14 protein-coding genes are annotated in these 18011 nt (G+C 41.7%); 7 read left to right on the top strand and 7 right to left on the bottom strand.

Features of this window, described 5'->3' with window-relative positions; genetic code table 11:
* Positions 1-79: 79 nt before the first annotated feature.
* Positions 80-1105, top strand: a complete 1026-nt coding sequence (locus tag RV00_RS00395; protein ID WP_071860629.1) for a threonine aldolase family protein — start codon at positions 80-82, stop codon at positions 1103-1105.
* Between the two features lie 192 nt (positions 1106-1297).
* On the opposite strand, the gene RV00_RS00390 is transcribed toward RV00_RS00395, so the two are convergent.
* From RV00_RS00390 to RV00_RS00385, 3 genes are all read right to left on the bottom strand, one after another.
* The gene (locus RV00_RS00390; RefSeq protein ID WP_249024041.1) at positions 1298-2527 is read right to left on the bottom strand and encodes a PucR family transcriptional regulator; all 1230 of its coding nucleotides are present in this window, start codon (positions 2525-2527) and stop codon (positions 1298-1300) included.
* A gap of 14 nt (positions 2528-2541) precedes the next feature.
* Positions 2542-2856 carry a PucR family transcriptional regulator ligand-binding domain-containing protein gene (locus RV00_RS16620; protein WP_249024040.1) on the bottom strand — a complete coding sequence of 105 codons (315 nt, stop codon included), beginning with the start codon at positions 2854-2856 and terminating at the stop codon, positions 2542-2544.
* Positions 2857-3147: 291 nt separating this feature from the next.
* A complete protein-coding gene (locus tag RV00_RS00385) occupies positions 3148-3735 on the bottom strand; it encodes an ATP-dependent Clp protease proteolytic subunit (RefSeq protein ID WP_071860628.1) in 588 nt (195 codons plus the stop codon).
* A 333-nt stretch (positions 3736-4068) separates the two neighbouring features.
* On the opposite strand from RV00_RS00385, the gene RV00_RS00380 reads away from it, so the two are divergent.
* A complete protein-coding gene (locus RV00_RS00380; RefSeq protein ID WP_071860627.1) occupies positions 4069-5505 on the top strand; it encodes an amino acid permease in 1437 nt (478 codons plus the stop codon).
* A gap of 147 nt (positions 5506-5652) precedes the next feature.
* Entirely contained in the window at positions 5653-6354 is a 702-nt protein-coding gene (locus RV00_RS00375) for a DUF554 domain-containing protein (RefSeq protein ID WP_071860626.1), read from the top strand.
* 23 nt (positions 6355-6377) lie between these two features.
* Here RV00_RS00375 and RV00_RS00370 read toward each other — a convergent pair whose 3' ends face one another.
* Positions 6378-6803 carry a GNAT family N-acetyltransferase gene (locus RV00_RS00370; RefSeq protein WP_071860625.1) on the bottom strand — a complete coding sequence of 142 codons (426 nt, stop codon included), beginning with the start codon at positions 6801-6803 and terminating at the stop codon, positions 6378-6380.
* A 186-nt stretch (positions 6804-6989) separates the two neighbouring features.
* Here RV00_RS00370 and RV00_RS00365 point away from each other — a divergent pair, with 186 nt between their 5' ends.
* Complete coding sequence (locus RV00_RS00365) at positions 6990-8429, top strand: APC family permease (protein WP_071860624.1); 1440 nt, start codon at positions 6990-6992, stop codon at positions 8427-8429.
* A 69-nt stretch (positions 8430-8498) separates the two neighbouring features.
* Here the strand turns inward: RV00_RS00365 and RV00_RS00360 are convergent, their stop codons facing one another.
* Both RV00_RS00360 and RV00_RS00355 read right to left on the bottom strand, forming a co-directional pair.
* On the bottom strand, positions 8499-10265 hold the full coding sequence (locus RV00_RS00360) for an ABC transporter ATP-binding protein (protein ID WP_071860623.1): 1767 nt from the start codon (positions 10263-10265) through the stop codon (positions 8499-8501).
* Between the two features lie 36 nt (positions 10266-10301).
* Positions 10302-12020, bottom strand: coding sequence for an ABC transporter ATP-binding protein (locus RV00_RS00355; RefSeq protein WP_071860622.1), 1719 nt, complete (start codon positions 12018-12020; stop codon positions 10302-10304).
* Positions 12021-12219: 199 nt separating this feature from the next.
* Here RV00_RS00355 and RV00_RS00350 point away from each other — a divergent pair, with 199 nt between their 5' ends.
* The 3 genes from RV00_RS00350 (at position 12220) to RV00_RS00340 (ending at position 17230) form a co-directional block, all read left to right on the top strand.
* Complete coding sequence (locus RV00_RS00350; protein ID WP_071860621.1) at positions 12220-12960, top strand: class I SAM-dependent methyltransferase; 741 nt, start codon at positions 12220-12222, stop codon at positions 12958-12960.
* An 18-nt stretch (positions 12961-12978) separates the two neighbouring features.
* Complete coding sequence (gene pepA / locus RV00_RS00345; protein WP_071860620.1) at positions 12979-14052, top strand: glutamyl aminopeptidase; 1074 nt, start codon at positions 12979-12981, stop codon at positions 14050-14052.
* A 508-nt stretch (positions 14053-14560) separates the two neighbouring features.
* Positions 14561-17230: a cation-translocating P-type ATPase gene (locus tag RV00_RS00340; protein ID WP_071860619.1), complete on the top strand. Its 2670-nt coding sequence runs from the start codon at positions 14561-14563 to the stop codon at positions 17228-17230.
* 48 nt (positions 17231-17278) lie between these two features.
* Here the strand turns inward: RV00_RS00340 and RV00_RS00335 are convergent, their stop codons facing one another.
* Positions 17279-18010, bottom strand: a complete 732-nt coding sequence (locus tag RV00_RS00335) for an amino acid ABC transporter ATP-binding protein (RefSeq protein ID WP_071860618.1) — start codon at positions 18008-18010, stop codon at positions 17279-17281.
* Position 18011: the final 1 nt, after the last annotated feature.

The following is an 18011-nucleotide window of genomic DNA, read 5'->3' as shown; positions in this document are numbered from 1 at the left end:
TTTACCGACCTGAGTCATACAAATAAAACTGTGTCTTCTTTAAAAATTCGTTATACTGATAGAAAAAAGGAGTTTGCCTATGTTGAACTTTGAGAGTGATTATTTAGAAGGGGCTCATGAAAAAATTTTGGCCCGTTTGGTAGAAACCAATCAAGAAAAATTAAGCGGTTATGGGCGGGATAAATATTCTGCCTCCGCGATTGATAAAATTCGGCAAGCGACGCTTTGCCCTGAAGCTGAAATTTATTTTATTTCCGGTGGTACTTTAACCAACGCCTTAGTGATTGCTTCACTATTAAAAAAATACGAAGGCGTTATCGCCCCCGAAACTGGACACATCACCACCCACGAGACCGGCGCCATCGAATTTTCCGGCCATAAAGTTTTAAGCTTGCCGCAAACCAACGGGAAAATTTCTGCGGAACAAATCCGCGAGTACCTTGAACAATTTTGGGCAGATGACAATCGCGAGTTCATGGTTTTTCCTGGGATGGTCTATCTCTCTCATCCTACTGAATACGGCACGCTCTATTCACAGGAAGAATTAAAAATGATTTCGGCAGTTTGTCAGCAATACAAAATCCCTTTATTTTTAGACGGCGCTCGCTTAGGCTACGGCTTAGTCAGCCCTGAATCGGATTTAAGCTTGCCACAGATCGCCGAATACTGCGATGTTTTTTACATCGGTGGAACAAAAGTCGGCGCGCTGTTAGGAGAAGCAATCGTCTTTACCAAAAAGAATACTCCCGACTATTTCATCGCCCACATGAAACAACAAGGCGCACTGTTAGCCAAAGGCCGTTTATTAGGATTGCAATTCGATACGCTGTTTACCAATCAGCTGTATTTTCAGATCAGTCAGCACGCTATCGACATGGCAATGCGTTTAAAGCAAGGGTTATTAGCAAAAAATTATCGTTTTTATCTTGATTCGCCAACGAATCAGCAATTTGTTATTTTGGAAAACAAACAAATGGAAGAACTAAAACGGCAAGTCGCCTTCAGCTTCTGGGAAAAATACGATGAACAGCATACGGTGATTCGTTTCGCTACCAGTTGGGCAACGAAACAAACGGAGATTGATGAATTATTAGCATTATTGTAAACGGCTTGTCGTTAAAGCCGTTTTTTATGTCTCTGCTCTAGTGATAGCTTAACTTTTTAATTGTAAAACCGACAGCTAATAAGCAAGGTTTCAAGAAGTCGGACATGGATATACCTGCTGTAAAGCAATTTATTCATTTGAAAATTTTATACTTTCTTTATAAACTAAAAAAACTCCCGGATCTCGGAAGTTTTAGAGGCTGATTAAACGGTAGGTCAAACAGGCGACATAGCATTCGTAACTTTCAGAAAAGCGCATTACATTGTAGCCGAGCGCTTCGCTGATTTTTTTGATCCGATATTTTACTGTATTTTTATGGATAAACAGTTGTTCGCTGCAAATTTGAAAATCGGCTCCGGCATCTAATAGAAAGCTGCATAATGTCATTAGCTGCTCTTTGCTATCCATAATAGGACTTAACAGTGCTAGCGTCTCTTCGACTTCCGCTTCACCAGATTGAATCAATTTATTGGCGTAAGCGACTTGCCGAATCTCACTAATAGAGAAATTCTTTTTCTCGTGAAATAACTTCGGCAGTTGCAGCGCAACTTCATTGACTAATTGATAAGTCGTCCGCACATCGGTGGTATTGCGTAAACGAGGACACAAAACGATACTATCGATACTCTCTTTGTAGGGACTGTTTTGGATGAACGTTTCTCCCAGTACCAGCTCAGAGTCATTGTGGCGATAATTTCCTAGGAGCACGATCAACTGGTCATCCAATAATTGGGTGACACAGGTTTTATAAAACTTTGAAGCATAGCTGAGAATGTCTTCTTTTAATTTCTTTTCTTCTTTAAGATCGTTTAATTGTAGGAGCCACATTAACTCGATTCCCTTTACATCGATCTTCAATTGATTTGCCAAGCGATACATCTTTTCGCTTTCATCATTTAAAATCGCGTGAACTAGCGCCGCTTCATTGACTTCACCGTGCTTCTTGCCCCATAAATTCAAAGCAACTCGCAGCAGTTCCACCGTTTGTTCACATTCAGCTTCTGTTAATAATTCATGTTCCTTTAGTAAATAGAGGGACAGCGAGCCATTTCCTTTTTGATAAAGTTCCTTATAAAAAATAGAGAAATCATTTTTAAGCACTTGTTGGCCGTCCTCTACCGCGACTCGCCGTAATAGACGTTCTAAATCAGTCGTAGAATTTCTCGGCCACTTGATTTGATTGGTCACTTCGTTGTCAGCATTCATCAAAACAATATTCGTTCGTAAAAGATCCGACAGTAGCTTCAGTGTAATATCCACCGTCCGTAAGTGCTCCGGCAGTAAAGAAGCTTTCTCAACTACTTCATTGACGATATTATCAGCCGGTCGTTTTTTCAAAATTTCCGCCATCAACTCAATAATCACTTCACTATATCGAATACAACGATACTGTTTTGGCATTTGGATAATAATAAAATCCAACGCTTGAGCCGTTTCTAAAACTTTGGGGCAACTCGCGGCAAAACCGTTCCAACATTATATAAAATGATCCCAATACCGCCCATTCGCTGTAATTGACAAATCGTTGCACACTGCTTGTCAATGTCCTCTCTGATGCTAAAAAAGGAAGTCAGTGCCAACTCGCCTGTATGGTATTCATTCAATTCGAAATGTTCTTCACAGTATTCCATATCGGCAATCTCTAAAAAAGACAGCGACGTTACCGTCTGATTTAAATTGTTGTGCCCCGTCAATACCTCGGCTTCTCTCAAAGAAGGCAATACTAACAATTCCTTTATTTTAGCTCCCAATCCCGTTCCTCCTTAAAATATTCACATCAAATTTTATTTTTCCTCTAACATTAGCAGATTCACTTTTCCTTGTCTATTATATTTTTCTTATTTCAACCGAATTATTTTAGAGAAAAGAAAAAGAACTTGTGACAAAAATCTTGTCACAAGTTCTTTTTACAAATAAACGACGTACCAGTAGTAGCTTCTTCGGAACTAAGCCGGATCATCTCAAAAATATGAGAAACTATTTTCAATTTTTTTGCTTACTTCTTGAAGCTGAACACTTCTGTCACGACCGCTTGTTTGTTCTTATTTAACTGCAGATTCTGATTCTACGATCTTGTTGACGATGCCGTAGTCCTTCGCTTCTTCAGCTGAAAGCCAGAAGTTGCGGTCGGTATCTTTTTCAATTTTTTCCAAAGTTTGACCGGTTGCTTTGGCGATTAATTTGTTCACCCGTTTGCGCATCCGTAGAATTTCTTTGGCTTCGATTTGAATTTCGGTTGATTGCCCTTGCACGCCGCCAGCCGGTTGATGAATCATGTAGCGGGTATTCGGCAAGCTGTAACGGTCTTTTTTATCCGCCGCCAAATAAATCGTGATCCCAGCACTTGCTACCCAGCCGGTTCCGATCACTTTTACTTTTGGTTTGATAAATTTAATGACATCGTGGATCGTATCGCCTGACTCCACATGGCCACCTTGGCTATTAATAAACATTGTAATTGGTTCTTCACTAGCAGATGATAAATAAAGCAGTTGTTCAGTCACCGTTTTGGCTAACTCTTGTGTAATCTCACCATAAATCAAAATTGTCCGTTGCTTCAATAATTTTAAGAGCATTGGATTTTGTTCTTCTGGTTTTGGTGTGTCGCCTTCTGCAAAAAGATGATTCATAAAAAATTCCTCCTCGTTTTCTAAGACTTCACTATTAGTATAGCCAAAAAAAATTAGAATGAACAGAAAGAGCCTCTGACTAGCTGACTTGCTAAAGTGAAGAAAAGCTGTGGTAAACTAACCAAAAGACTGTTGATTCCTGTTGAGCTTTGGCAAAAATTTTTGAAATTTAGCAAAGTATTCATTTTTATTGGCACTATTTATTTTTTTATGGGATGATAGATCGTATTTGTAAAAAAGGAAGGGGATCTTCGTGGCTTATCGAAACAAGCCTCCGTCATCTGCTCGTTAAACTAATCTGATTTCTATTATTTTACTGAAGGAGCAATTTACATGATCGAGGAAAAGAAAAGTTTTATCTCATGGCCAGTCTTAGCCATGATGTCGTTTGTTACTGTCATTGGTTTTGATGATATTATTTATAACTTTGCCAACCAAGGCTTAGGTGTTATTACTTCTTGGATAATTTTACTGCTATTATATGTGATTCCTTATTCTTTGATGGTTGGTCAACTAGGTTCGGTGTTCAATCATGAAGGCGGCGGCTTGACCTCGTGGGTACGAGGAACCAGCGGCGATCGACTAGGTTATTTTACCGCTTGGACCTATTGGGCGGCATCGATCCCTTATGTCGTCGATACAGCTAACGCGGTTGTCGTCGGCTTCGGCTGGCTAGTCAACGGCAATGATTCAATGGAAGATAAAATGTCTAACTCAATGTTTGCCTTATTAACCTTCTGTGTTTTCTTAGCCTTTATTTTCTTGCAACGGCATTTTAAAAAATCATTGGAAGTCTTGAGTACTTTAGGTGGCGGCGCGATGTTCATCATGGCCTTGCTGTTTGTCTTTATGACCTTCGCTTCCTTGTTTATGCCAAACGGTCATATCGAAACACAGCCAATGAATCTAGGTGCCATCGTACCCAAATTCAATCTGCATTATTTAACCACGATTGGCTTGTTAATCTATGCCATCAATGGTGCGGAACTCGTCGCGCCCTTTGTCACTCGGATGCGTAAGCCGCAAAAAGATTTTCCTAAAGCAATGATCATGCTGACCGTGATGACAATCTTCTTGACGGTCTTTGGTTCATTCTCACTAGGCGTCTTTTTCAATGCCCATCACCTACCAAATAATTTGAAAATGAACGGGTCGTATTATGCTTTCCAACGACTCGGTGAATTTTTCCATCTTGGGAATAGTTTGATGTATGTTTTCGCCGTGACCCAAATCATTTATATGTGCGCGCTGTTGGCGGTCTTATTAGATGCCATGACCCGGATGCTGATCTCTGATACCGGGAAACAATTTATGCCGAAGAAATTAACCAAACTAAACGCGGAAGGTTTACCGATCAACGGCTACATTTTAACTACCGCTTTAAGTGCCTTCATTTTATTATTAGGTGTTTTCTTGCCAGAGATGAATGATATCTTTAACTGGTTATTGAATCTTAACGGCATTATTTCACCAGGTGTGACTTGCTGGATTTTTTACGCCTTCATTCGGATTCGCTTAGACAGTCGGAAATTTCAATCCGAGTATGTCTTTATCAAAAATGATCGGATGGCGGTCTTTGTCGGCGGCTGGTGTCTCGCAGTAACGGTTATCGCAACCTTGTTCGGGATTTTACCACAAGACGCCGCTTATGGCTCCAGCTTGTTCTGGCATGAATTGATTATTAACATTGTCGGAATCGTTGTGTTGATCGGCTTAGGTTTTGTGATGCCAACGTTAGCCAAACGGGAACGTGAAAAAGAAATGAATTAATTTTTTAGACTGTCTGCCTGCCGCTATTAGGAAGGTTGGGGACAGTCTTTTTTTAATACTATTCAAAAAAAATTCAACTCGTGGTAAGATGAATTCTAAATAACATTTCATTTATTTTTAATCAAATTCATAGAAGTGGGTGAGCTTATGTTGCTGTTAGGGTCAGCGGTGAACTGTTTGGCGATCATCGCCGGAAGTTTTTCAGGGATTGTTTTGCGAAATATCACGGAGCAAACAAAAGATACCGTGACAAAAGGGATTTCTTTAGGAGTCATTGCTTTGGCGATTCAAATGTCGCTGCAAGCCAGCTCCTTTATTATTATCATCATCAGTATTTGTTTAGGCGGGATGATTGGCGAGTTTTTAAAGATCGAGGACTCCATGACACGCTTAGGATTATTTTTGGAAAATCGCTTTGCCCGTGGCAATAATAATTTTGCGGAAGGATTTGTAACCGCGACGTTGATCTACGTAATCGGTTCGATGGGGATCATTGGGGCGATCGAAAGCGGCGTGAGCGGCAATCATCAGACTTTATTTACTAAAGCGGTGATGGATGGCTTCATGTCTATCATGCTGACAGCTTCATTAGGGATCGGCGTACTTTTTTCAGCTTTTCCAGTTTTGATTTATCAAGGCGCGATCACCATCTTCGCCAGTTTCATCGTTCGTTATTTGCCCCCAGAATTATTAGACAGCCTGATGAATGAGATCAGTGCGATCGGCGGTTTAATGATTTTAGCGATCGGATTGAACGTCATGAAGCTGACGAAAATCCGCGTCTCAAATTATTTGCCGGGGATTCTCGTCTTAATCATCATCATGGTAGTCCAATACTTTTACTTTTAATCAGCAAGGGAGTTGATTCTGACTCACTTGCTGATTCTTTTTGCTAAATAATACTTTGTCGTTCCTACCATCGGCACATCTGCTATCTCACCAAAGACCTCATAGCCCTGCTTCAAATAAAAGTCCAACGCTTGATACGCCTTGGTAGTCAAAGTAATCGTCTTCAATCCTTTTTCGACTGCTTGCTTTTCGATGGCCCGCATCAACTCCGATCCAATTCCCAGCTTTTGAAAGCGGGCATCCACGCCTAATAAAGAAATGTACAGCGTGTCATATTGATACCTGCCAACGATCCCACCAGCTAATTGATCCTCCACCCAAGCAGCCAAAACTAATGGCTGCTCTGTTGATTCTGCTAAGCCATCAGAAAATTCTGCGTCATGCTGCTGCTTAAAAACGTCATCTAGAAAAGGAACTAACTCCTCTTTCACACTTTTTTTAATTTCCACTTTTCTCACCTCATAACTATTTTAAAACAATTCTGCATTGAAAAGTGATTTAAATGAAAACGTCAGAAAATATTTATGAGAAATCTATCACGTTGCTTTTTTGCTATTAAATTAATTTATACTTATTAGCAGGAAATGTAACCGCTTTCGCAAGAGAGACTTCAACTTTAAAAGGGGGAGTAACAAATGTCCGACAAAAAGATCCGCTGGTTCACCGTTTCAATGATCGCTTTTAGTATGGTTTGGGGTTTTGGGAATGTCGTTAACAACTACGCCCAGCAAGGAATCTCTGTCGTGGTCTCTTGGATATTGATCATGTTGTTGTATTTTATTCCTTATGCCTTGATCGTCGGTCAGCTAGGTTCTACTTTTAAAAACAGCTCTGGCGGAGTCAGTTCGTGGGTCAAGGAAACTACTGGCAAACGCAAAGTCGCCTATTATGCAGCTTGGACGTATTGGGTCGTTCATATTACCTATCTCGCGCAAAAACCACAATCTGTTTTGATCGCTCTTGGCTGGGTTTTCAGAGGCAACGGCGCTGTCGCTACGAACATGAGCGTTCAAATCGTCGCACTTATCTCACTAGTTATCTTCTTGCTTTTTCTCTTTTTGTCTACCAAAGGGTTAACTACTCTGAAAGTCATTGGAAGTGTTGCTGGCTCCGGTATGTTGATCATGTCGATCCTATTTATTATTTTAGCCGTCGCTGTTCCTACGATGGACCCTTCATTCAAAATGGCCACACCCGACATGGGAAATCTAAAGACCTACATTCCCAAATTTGATCTTGGTTATTTCGCTACCATCTCGATGCTCGTCTTCGCAGTGGGCGGTGCCGAAAAAATCTCACCTTATGTAAACGCCATTGATCATCCAACTAAAAATTTTCCTAAAGCCATGATCTTTATGGCTACGATGATCGGCATCAGCGCTGTGCTAGGCTCAGTCGCAATGGGAATGCTCTTTAACAGCAACAATATTCCCGAGGATCTAATGGCAAACGGAGCTTATAGTGCCTTTCAAATTTTAGGCAATCATCTAGGCGTGGGCAATTTCTTAATGATCGTTTATGGTTTAGCTCAAACCGTGGTGCAATCCTCCGCTCTGGCCTTTTCCATCGATGCACCGTTAAAAATATTGTTATCCGACGCGGATCCAGAATTTGTTCCGCAATGGCTGCGAAAAAGAAACAGAAAGGGAACACTAGTTAACGGCTATTTACTAACAGGAATTTTAGTCAGCATTATTATTATTTTACCGATCGCCGGCATCAAAAGCATGAGTATCCTCGTGCAGTGGCTGACCAATCTAAACTCGATCGTCATGCCGATGCGTTATATCTGGGTCTTCTTTGCTTATATGATGCTGAATCTCCAAATCAAAAAATTTCATTCAGAATACAAATTTATTAAAAATCCGAAGCTGGGGTTCGCTGTCGGTTTCTGGTGTTTCGCCTTCACTATCTTGGCTTGTATTTTAGGCATGCTGCCTAAGATCAATTACGCAGCCGATCCAAGTTCATGGCTCTTCCAATTGATCTCGAATATCGCCACACCGATCATCTTGATTTTACTAGGAACGATTCTACCGATGATCGCCAAAAAAGAGCAGCAGCAATTAAATTGAAAATGAGCAAACAGGTGCCCTTCACGAAAGTCCGTTAGACCTCTCGTGAAGGGCACCTGTTTGCTCTTTTTATTTTGCTTTTTCAAGGGCTAGAGGTGAATCGCCAATTACCCACGTTTTCGCTACACGCTGTTCTTCAATCATTTGTGCGTACCAACCCTTTTGCTGGCACAATTCTTGATGAGTACCTTTTTCACGGATCTCGCCATCAGCTAAAACAATGATTTGATCCGCGTTGATGATCGTGTTCAAACGATGGGCGATTACCACGACCGTTTTATGTTCCATCAACTTATCCAACGCTTGATTGATTTCTTTTTCATTGTCCGCGTCTAAGCTTGAAGTCGATTCATCCAGTAAAACGACCGGTGCATCCTTTAATAAAGCGCGAGCAATCGAAACCCGCTGTTTCTCACCGCCAGAAAGGGTTGAGCCCCCTTCTCCCACTACGGTGTCGTAGCCATTTTCCATTTGCATAATGAACTCATGGCAGTTGGCTAAGCGACTAGCCTTGACGACTTCTTCCATCGATGCGTTGGGCTTGGCTAAACGAATATTATTTAAGATCGTATCGTTAAATAAATACACATCTTGGAACACACAAGTAATCTCTTCCGTCAATCCATCTGGACGAATCTCGCGGATCATTTTACCACCCATTTTGATCTGCCCTTGAGTCACATCCCAGAAACGAGAGATCAAGCTGATCACCGTTGATTTTCCTGAACCAGAGGGGCCAACTAACGCTGTTGTTTTTCCATCTGCCACGGTAAATGAAAGATTCTTCAAGACCGGCACATCGTTTTCGTAGCTAAAGGAAACATCTTCAAAAGCAATTTCATGATCTCCGCCGTTAAAACGTTCTTGACTGTAAGGCAGCGGCTGCGTGGCAAAAATTTGGCGCAGATTGTCTGCTGATTTGGATAAATATTTCAATTCAGGATAAAGCATCCCAATCGTCATCAGCTGGCTCGACGTAGAGACACTTAGCATCAACACCGCGATATATTGCTCCGGTGAAGAATTTCCTTGCATCAGCAGGTTCGTGCCCCAAATCAACGCTACCGGGATCATTAAGGAGACAATCGTTGAAAAGACCATCACATAGGGCATCATAGAAAGCTCTACCCGGATCGATGACTTTTTGAATTCATGGAACGAGCGATCCAAACGCTCAAATTTTGTCCCCGTCAATTGATAAAGTCGAAAGGTTTTGATGCCGTTGATGTATTCCACCACACGTGAGATGACTGCGTTCATTTTCACTCGATGCTCTGGTGCGATCTTGTGGCCAACAGAGCCGCCTTTGATCATTAAAGGTAACGCCACTAAAATCATTACCACCATCACGCCGGCAAACCGAAAATCAATCACTAACGCCGCCAACATACACACCGCAACACTAAACAAGGCCTTAACGAAATCGGTTAAGTGGTGCGTCAACACCTGTTCAAAATCCGCAATATCCGTTGAAAAATAGCTCGTTAATTTCCCGACACTATTTTGATTAAAGTAACCAGAATTCAGTCCGCGAACATGTTCCGCTAACCGAAGACGCAGGTCCGTCGCGATCACTGAGCCATTCAGCTGCAACGAACGGAAACTGTAACGGGCTAACAAAGAACGAATCACAAAAACCACGGCTAAAATTGCCAGTCCGATAAAAAAGAAGCGCTCCGTAAATTCATTTCGGATCAAGGTAACGATACTCATAATCATGACGGAATAAAAAATCATATTTAAAAACGCATCTAAAATTGCTAGTAAAATCGGTAAATAAAGCAGTTTGATCTTCGTCCCAACCACTGCTTGGATATTTCGAATCACACTCGTCATAAGCTTCCTCCTTCTTCATTTCCCACAAAACGTTCCTTACTCTTCTGCATAGATTTTCCATAATTTGCTGTAAGTACCGTTTCTCCGCACCAGCTCCTCATGGGTTCCCCGCTCAACGATCCGCCCTTGATCAAAGACACAAATCTGATCCGCATGTTTGATCGTATTCAAACGATGTGCGATCATGATCGTCGTTTTATTTTGCAGCAATTCATTTAGTGCCAATTGAATCTTGCGTTCATTTTCAATATCCGTAAAGCTCGTCGCCTCATCAAAAATCACCATCGGCGCATCTTTCAAGATCGCACGAGCAATACAAATTCGTTGTTTTTCGCCGCCAGACATTTTGACACCGGATTCACCCATCACCGTGTCGTAGCCCGCTGGCAGACTCATGATAAATTCGTGAATTTGAGCGGCCTTAGCTGCCGCGTGAATTTCGGCTTCTGTCGCTTGGTCCTTGCCTACCGCGATATTCATACGGATCGTATCGCTTAGCATAAAGGCATCTTGAAAAACAAAACTCATGGCTTGCATCAAAGCAGCTTCGCTAAAATTTTCAACCGGTTGATTATTCAACAAAATTTTTCCTTGTTGAATATCCCAAAAACGTGGCACTAGCTGAGCTGTGGTAGATTTTCCTGAGCCAGAGACTCCGACAAAGGCAGTCAAACTGTTGGCTGGCACCTCTAGCGAAACATCATGCAGCACTTCATCCTCTTCATAAGAAAAATGCACGTGATCAAAACGAATCGCCACGTCAGCCAGCTTATCCACCGTAGATCCGAAGGTTTGCTGCGGCAGATCCATAATACTTTTGATTTTCTCTGTTCCTGTTAAAATTTGAGAAATCGCCATCGCAAATCCGCTTAAGCTTTTCAAAGAAGAAAGGAACACGATGCTCATTACTAAGAAAAATAAAAACGTCGGCAAATCCACTGCACCTCGTAAATACAACCAACCACCTGCCGGAAAACTAAATAACAAGCCCGACTCGATCAAAATCATAAACATCCCGTAAGGCCAAGCCTGTGCCTTGGTACATTCCGTCCACATTTCGTGGTATTCCTCGACAGTCGAAGAATATTGTTTGAAGCCTTTTGCTGTAACATTAAATGACTTCATGACATTCATCCCATTGATAAATTGCATGATAGAAGAATTCAGTTGTCCGACTAATTTATGATACCAGCTCATGTATTGGCTACTGCTGCGCATACCGATCATTAAAATAGCTGCACCGATCACAATCGGTAGCAATAAACACAAGGCTAATGGAACACTCAGCGTACAAAGATAACCAAACATTAATAACGGAACCGTAATTGCTTTGGCTAAATCTGGGACTTGGTGGGCCAGCATTGTTTCAATTCGTTCGGTGTCCTCGATGATCGTCTTTTTCAATTTCCCCGAAGTTGTCTTTGTAAAAAAACCTAAATGCAACGTTGCGATATGAGCACTTAAACGACTGCGAATCTCATACAACGTATTAAAAGCACCAATGTGTGACAAACTTCCGCTTAATAACATCATGACGAATTTTATAACGATCGCAATTCCCGCATAGGTCGCATAACGCATCGCCAGATCCATATTAGGCTGTTCACCGAATAAAAATAATAAGACGCGATACAGCATCACTAAAGGAACAAAATCCATAATGCCGGAAATAATACTAAAAAAAGCGGAAGCTGCTAACAACAAACTCGATTTTCCCGCCAAACGAAACAAATAGCTAACACTCGTCTTTTCCATAAGCTCCTCCTCTTTCCTATCTAATTGATAACCGTTCTCAATTATCTACGAATTATTACACACGTTATCCATTAAGTAAAGCTTATTTTTTGACTTTCATTCATTTTTCTGAATCTTTTTGGCGATTTCGTTGGAGTAACGATTTCTTTTTTCTTTGTGTATACTTAAGAGCAAAGGATTAGACGAAAGGATTTTTTTGATGAACGAACACCTTGATGAGTTAAGGGAGTTTTGGGATGATTTTGCGGAAGATTATGAACAAATTCAACAAGAATCTAGTTTTCCCATAGCAGAAGATCTAACAGCTTTTTTGATCAGCGAAAAAATCTTTCCCTGTCAGACTTTTTTAGACTTAGCTGGCGGTACTGGCCGTTATTTATCTAGTTTTCAACAGCAGGTTGAAAATTATACCCTGGTCGATATTTCGGAGCAGATGTTGCACTATGCGAAAAATAAGGCGGCAGAAAATGTTTTGTTAATCAAACAGTCGCAAGAAGCTTTTTTAACTCAAAGCAATACCCGATTTGACGTCGTCTTTTCGGCGATGAATCCCGCTTTGAAAACAAGTCGTGACTTGACTGCTTTGCAGCGTATCAGTCGGAATTGGTGCCTGCTTTTTCGTACGATCCAAGAGGAAGACACACTCTTCTCACCTTACGAAGCAACAAATCCTGATTTGTTATTGAATCAGCAATATAAAACATTTTTGCAGGCTGAAAAGATTCCCTACAAAATTAAACAATTTTCCTACAAAAAAAGCGAAGAAGTGAATCGTGAATTTTTCCAAGCCTATTTCGAAGATGATTTTCCTGCGGCAGAGCTGGCTATGATGATCGAAAAGACTTTTGGTGACACACCGCAAAAAAATAATGAAAGCCGGCTTACTTTTGAATTGATTTATTTTCAAGTCCCAAAGGCTTATAATGAGAGCGTCTTATAACAATATGGGGGAAGAATGATGGAAGAAAAAACATTTCAACGAATCAAAGAATTAACCCAGCTGCAAGGAACCAGCGGCTTTGAGGAAGATATTCGGACTTATATGCGAAGCGCGATGACTCCATTAGTTGACGAAGTCCAACAAGACGGGCTTGGTGGGATTTTTGGCTTGAAAAATGCATCGGAGGACAAACCACGTGTGATGGTCGCAGCCCATATGGATGAAGTCGGCTTTATGCTGACAGAAATTACTCCGCGAGGCTTATTCAAAGTCGTACCTTTAGGTGGTTGGAATCCTTACGTTGTTTCAGCGCAACGCTTTACTTTAAAAACCGGCAAAGGCAATTATCCTTGTATCTCCTCTTCCGTACCGCCTCATCTATTACGCGGAACTAGTGGACAAGGTCAAGTTAAAGTGGAAGATATTTTATTCGATGCTGGCTTTGAATCAAAAGAAGAAGCATTAGCCTTTGGCGTTTTACCCGGTGATACGATTGTTCCACAAACAGAGACTGTAAAAACCGCCAATGGCAAAAATATTATCAGTAAAGCCTGGGACAATCGCTACGGCTGCACCGTTGTCTTGGAAGCCTTAGAAGCCCTGCAAAAAGAAACATTAGATTATACGCTAATCGCTGGTGCCAACGTGCAAGAAGAAGTCGGTCTGCGAGGCGCCAAACCTGCCGTAACAAAATTCCAGCCTGATTTATTCTTTGCGGTAGATTGCTCCGCCGCTGATGATCTAGTGACTACTAATGGCACCTTTGGACATTTAGGCGAAGGCACCCTCTTACGAATCCAAGATCCCGGTATGATTCTTTTACCACGTCTGCGGGAATATTTATTAGACACGGCGGAAACCCATAATATTCCTTATCAATACTTTGTTTCAAAAGGCGGTACAGACGCTGGCGCCGCTCATACTGCAAACGAAGGCGTTCCAAGTACGGTAATCGGTGTGTGCGGACGTTATATCCATACCCATCAAACGATGTTCAGCATCGCCGACTTTGATGCCGCACGAGAAATGCTGATCCAAGTATTGAAAGGGTTAGACGAAAGTACCATCAAAACAATTATCGCCGGAAAATAATTGCTTAATAAAAATTAAATGATTTGCTAAAGTGATGATTATCAAGCTTTTACTAACTTATTTAATAATAATATTCTTTTTAGTAAACATTTTTCTTGCAATCAAAAGTTATTTCCGTTAGGATTTAAACATATTAATAACTCCTTAGGGGAGTAACCGGCAACAATGTTGTTGTGATATCAACAGTAAGTCAACCAGCAATGGTTTTCTGGTATCGTATGAAATGGTGAGACCTAAGACAAGTTTAAACACTTGCCTTAGGTCTCTTTTTGTCAGTTCAACTTTTCGCAGTTTAATAAATTACGAATCAAGTTTTGCTTTATTAAACTAAAATATTAAACGTTATGTTTAGTTGAATGATAGACGTACGAAAATAAACTCATTTTTCGTCATTTGAAAAAATGAGTTCCTAAGCCATGAGTTAGCTGCGAGTTCTACTTCTTGTATTAGCAAGATTAGTAGAATCGTAGGCGTACGAGGTTAAATCAAAAAAATTGGAGGATATAAATTGACAAAACAAGTTTACCAACAAGAAATAGAGGAATTAATAAAGGACCTCAAGGCTGCACCAGAAGGCTTAAGCCAAGCCGAAGCGCAACAACGCCTGCAAGAAAATGGCCCAAATCAATTAAAAGAAGCAAAGAAAAAAACAACACTGAGTTTATTTTTGGAAACCTTCAAAGACGCAATGGTCGTCGTCCTGTTGATCGTTGCGGTTGTCCAAATGGTGATGGGGGCTCACGTTGAATCCATCGTGATTTTCGCCGTCTTGTTACTGAACTCAGTCGTTAGTGTGATTCAAACAAAAAAAGCGGAGGGTTCATTAGACGCTTTGAAAAAGCTTTCTGCCCCAGACGCCAGTGTTTTACGCGGCGGGCAAGAGCAAAGTATCCCAGCTAAAGAAATCGTAACTGGTGACATCGTCATTTTAGAGGCTGGCGATTATGTCCCGGCGGACGGTCGCTTACTTGAAGAAGGTTCGCTGAAAGTTGACGAAGGCATGCTGACTGGTGAATCAACACCGGCAGAAAAAGAGATCACAATCTTGACTTCTGACGTTCCTGTTGGTGATCGACTTAACATGGTTTTCAGTGGAACGATCGTCACATATGGTCGTGGAAGATTTTTAGTGACTGCGACTGGGGCTGAAACTGAGATCGGTCAAGTCGCCGGCTTATTGGAATCAACCACTGAACAAAAAACACCACTGCAACGCGGCTTGGATCGGTTCAGTAAGAAATTAAGTATCGCGATCTTGATTTTATCGATTGTGATTTTAGGCGTTCAACTACTGCGGGTCTTTTTAGAAGGTTCGGCGGATATGACCCAAGACATCGTTAATGCCTTTATGTTTGCCGTAGCGGTGGCAGTTGCAGCGATTCCTGAAGCATTGCAATCAATCGTGACCATCGTCCTTTCATTAGGTACCAAAAAAATGGCAAAGCAACATGCGATCATTCGTAAGCTACCAGCCGTTGAAACACTGGGCTCCACCAGTATTATCTGTACCGACAAGACCGGTACATTGACTCAAAATAAAATGACCGTAGTCGATCATTTCTTAGCGGATGGTCAAAGCGGCGAATTTTCAAAAGATCCGAAAAACTGGGAAGCTGATGAACAACGTTTGATTGAGATCAGCGTTTTGGCTAATGACGCCACAATCAGTGAAGATGGAACAAAATTAGGCGACCCTACCGAGATTGCTTTGATCGACTATAGCGAAAAGCAAAATCAATCTTATCGTGAATTGCGCAAAAGATCGCCGCGGGAAGCGGAACTGCCTTTTGATTCTGATCGCAAATTGATGTCGACGCTCCATACCATTGATCAAAAACGAACCATGGTTACTAAAGGCGGTCCAGATATCGTCTTTGAACGTAGCTCGAAAGTTTTATTAGATGGTGCGGTTGTTGAATTCACTCCAGAACTGAAGACTCGTTTCCAAAAGCAAAATGAAGATTTTTCTAAACGAGCACTGCGAGTATTAGCGTTTGCTTATAAGGAAGTAACTGCGAATGAGTTAACGTTAGAAGATGAAAATGAGCTAGTTTTAGTCGGCCTATTGGCTATGATCGATCCGCCGCGGGAAGAGGTTTTCCAAGCGGTTGCTGATGCCAAATCAGCCGGTATCCAAACGGTTATGATCACCGGTGACCACAAGACGACTGCTGTGGCGATCGCTCAAGAAATCGGTATTTTTGAAAAGGGCGACATGGCATTGACAGGTGCTGAATTGGATCAATTAAGCGAAACTGAACTGACTGAGCAATTAGAACAAATTACGGTTTATGCTCGCGTTTCGCCAGAGAATAAAATCCGAATCGTTCGCGCGTGGCAAGACAAAGGAAAGATTTCTGCCATGACGGGAGATGGTGTCAATGATGCGCCAGCTTTGAAACAGGCGGATATTGGGATTGCGATGGGAACCGGAACCGATGTTGCCAAAGATGCGGCAGCGATGGTTTTAACCGATGATAACTTTGCTTCGATCATCAAAGCTGTCGAAGTCGGACGAAATGTTTTTGACAATATCAAAAAGGCGGTTGCCTATCTGTTTGCTGGTAACTTAGGGGCCATCATTGCTATCATCTTCGCCTTAGCGATTGGTTGGGCGAACCCCTTCACGGCTTTACAATTACTCTTTATCAACTTAGTCAACGACTCGCTGCCAGCCATCGCATTAGGAATGGAAAAAGCCGAGCCAACGATCATGCAGCGTCAGCCTCGTGATCCCGATAGTGGTATCTTCACTGGTAAAACGTTGATTTCGGTGACCTACCGGGGGATCTTGATCGCGTTAGCCGTGATTGTCGCTCAATGGCTAGGCAATCAACAATCTGCTGAAATTGGTGTCGCGATGGCTTTCACTACCTTGATTTTAAGCCGAACTCTACAAACATTTGCGGCTCGTTCGAATACTCAAACCTCGATCCAAGCAGGGCTCTTTAGCAATAAGATGGTCTTATTGGCGATCGTGGTTTGTGGCGGACTATTCAGCTTGACACTGTTACCAGGATTGCGTGAAGTCTTTGCAATTCCCGCTGCCTTTGCTTTAAAGGACATTGGTTTAGCGTTAGCCTTAGCAGCTACGGCGGTTCTATTGATGGAGATTACTAAATTGATTTTAGTTAAAGTTCAAGAACCAAAAACAAAAGCAGAATTAAATAAAAACTAAGCAACATACTAAAAGGCAGCGCCGGATTAATCGGCGCTGCCTTTTTTTTTATAAAAATTGTTGCAAATAGCGTTGGATTCGAGGATTCTCACTGGCGAAGAAAGACTGACTGCTGCCATCAAAGGTCACCTGTCCATCTTCTAGAAAAACAATCCGATCCGCGACTTTACGAGCAAACTCTAAGTGATGGGTCACTACGATTTGTCCATTACCGGATTCCGCCAAATCTTTGATCACCTGCAGTACTTCTTGAGCTAGCTCTGGGTCTAAAGCACTCGTTGGCTCATCATACAACATGAACTGCGGTTCCATCGCTAATGCTCTTGCGATCGCCACCCGCTGCATCTGCCCGCCGGATAATTGTTTTGGATATTCTGCGGCTTTATCTAACAATCCAACCTTAGCCAACAACTTCTCTGCTTGCTCCCGTGCTTGTGCTTTCGCTATTTTCTTCACCTGTATTGGACCTTCCATGACGTTTTGAATCACCGTCAAGTGGGGAAAAAGGTTGTACGCCTGAAAAACGATACTAAAATGACCGCGGTAGTCCTTTAATTGGCGAAACGCAAGGTTTTGCGGAAAGGTCAGTTTGTCCTGATCGATTTCAATCGTGCCACTGTCTGGTGTCTCTAATAAATCGATCGACCGCAACAAGGTGCTTTTACCTGACCCAGATGGTCCTAGAATAACCGTTGTCTCCCCCGGTTGGAAAATCAAATTAATCTCTTTTAAGACTTGATTGCCATCAAAGCTTTTGTTTAATTTTTCAATTGTTAACATT

Origin of the sequence: Enterococcus devriesei (assembly GCF_001885905.1) — a bacterium.
Classification (GTDB): Bacteria; Bacillota; Bacilli; order Lactobacillales; family Enterococcaceae; genus Enterococcus_A; species Enterococcus_A devriesei.
This window is presented reverse-complemented; position numbering and strand designations above follow the sequence as displayed.

Excerpts from the sequence above, each read along its gene's own strand:
- RV00_RS00395 (WP_071860629.1), top strand. The coding sequence starts at position 80 with ATGTTGAACTTTGAGAGTGATTATTTAGAAGGGGCTCATGAAAAAATT.
- RV00_RS00385 (WP_071860628.1), bottom strand. The coding sequence starts at position 3,735 with ATGAATCATCTTTTTGCAGAAGGCGACACACCAAAACCAGAAGAACAA.
- RV00_RS00380 (WP_071860627.1), top strand. The coding sequence starts at position 4,069 with ATGATCGAGGAAAAGAAAAGTTTTATCTCATGGCCAGTCTTAGCCATG.
- RV00_RS00375 (WP_071860626.1), top strand. The coding sequence starts at position 5,653 with ATGTTGCTGTTAGGGTCAGCGGTGAACTGTTTGGCGATCATCGCCGGA.
- RV00_RS00365 (WP_071860624.1), top strand. The coding sequence starts at position 6,990 with ATGTCCGACAAAAAGATCCGCTGGTTCACCGTTTCAATGATCGCTTTT.
- RV00_RS00360 (WP_071860623.1), bottom strand. The coding sequence starts at position 10,265 with ATGACGAGTGTGATTCGAAATATCCAAGCAGTGGTTGGGACGAAGATC.
- RV00_RS00355 (WP_071860622.1), bottom strand. The coding sequence starts at position 12,020 with ATGGAAAAGACGAGTGTTAGCTATTTGTTTCGTTTGGCGGGAAAATCG.
- RV00_RS00350 (WP_071860621.1), top strand. The coding sequence starts at position 12,220 with ATGAACGAACACCTTGATGAGTTAAGGGAGTTTTGGGATGATTTTGCG.
- pepA (WP_071860620.1), top strand. The coding sequence starts at position 12,979 with ATGGAAGAAAAAACATTTCAACGAATCAAAGAATTAACCCAGCTGCAA.
- RV00_RS00335 (WP_071860618.1), bottom strand. The coding sequence starts at position 18,010 with ATGTTAACAATTGAAAAATTAAACAAAAGCTTTGATGGCAATCAAGTC.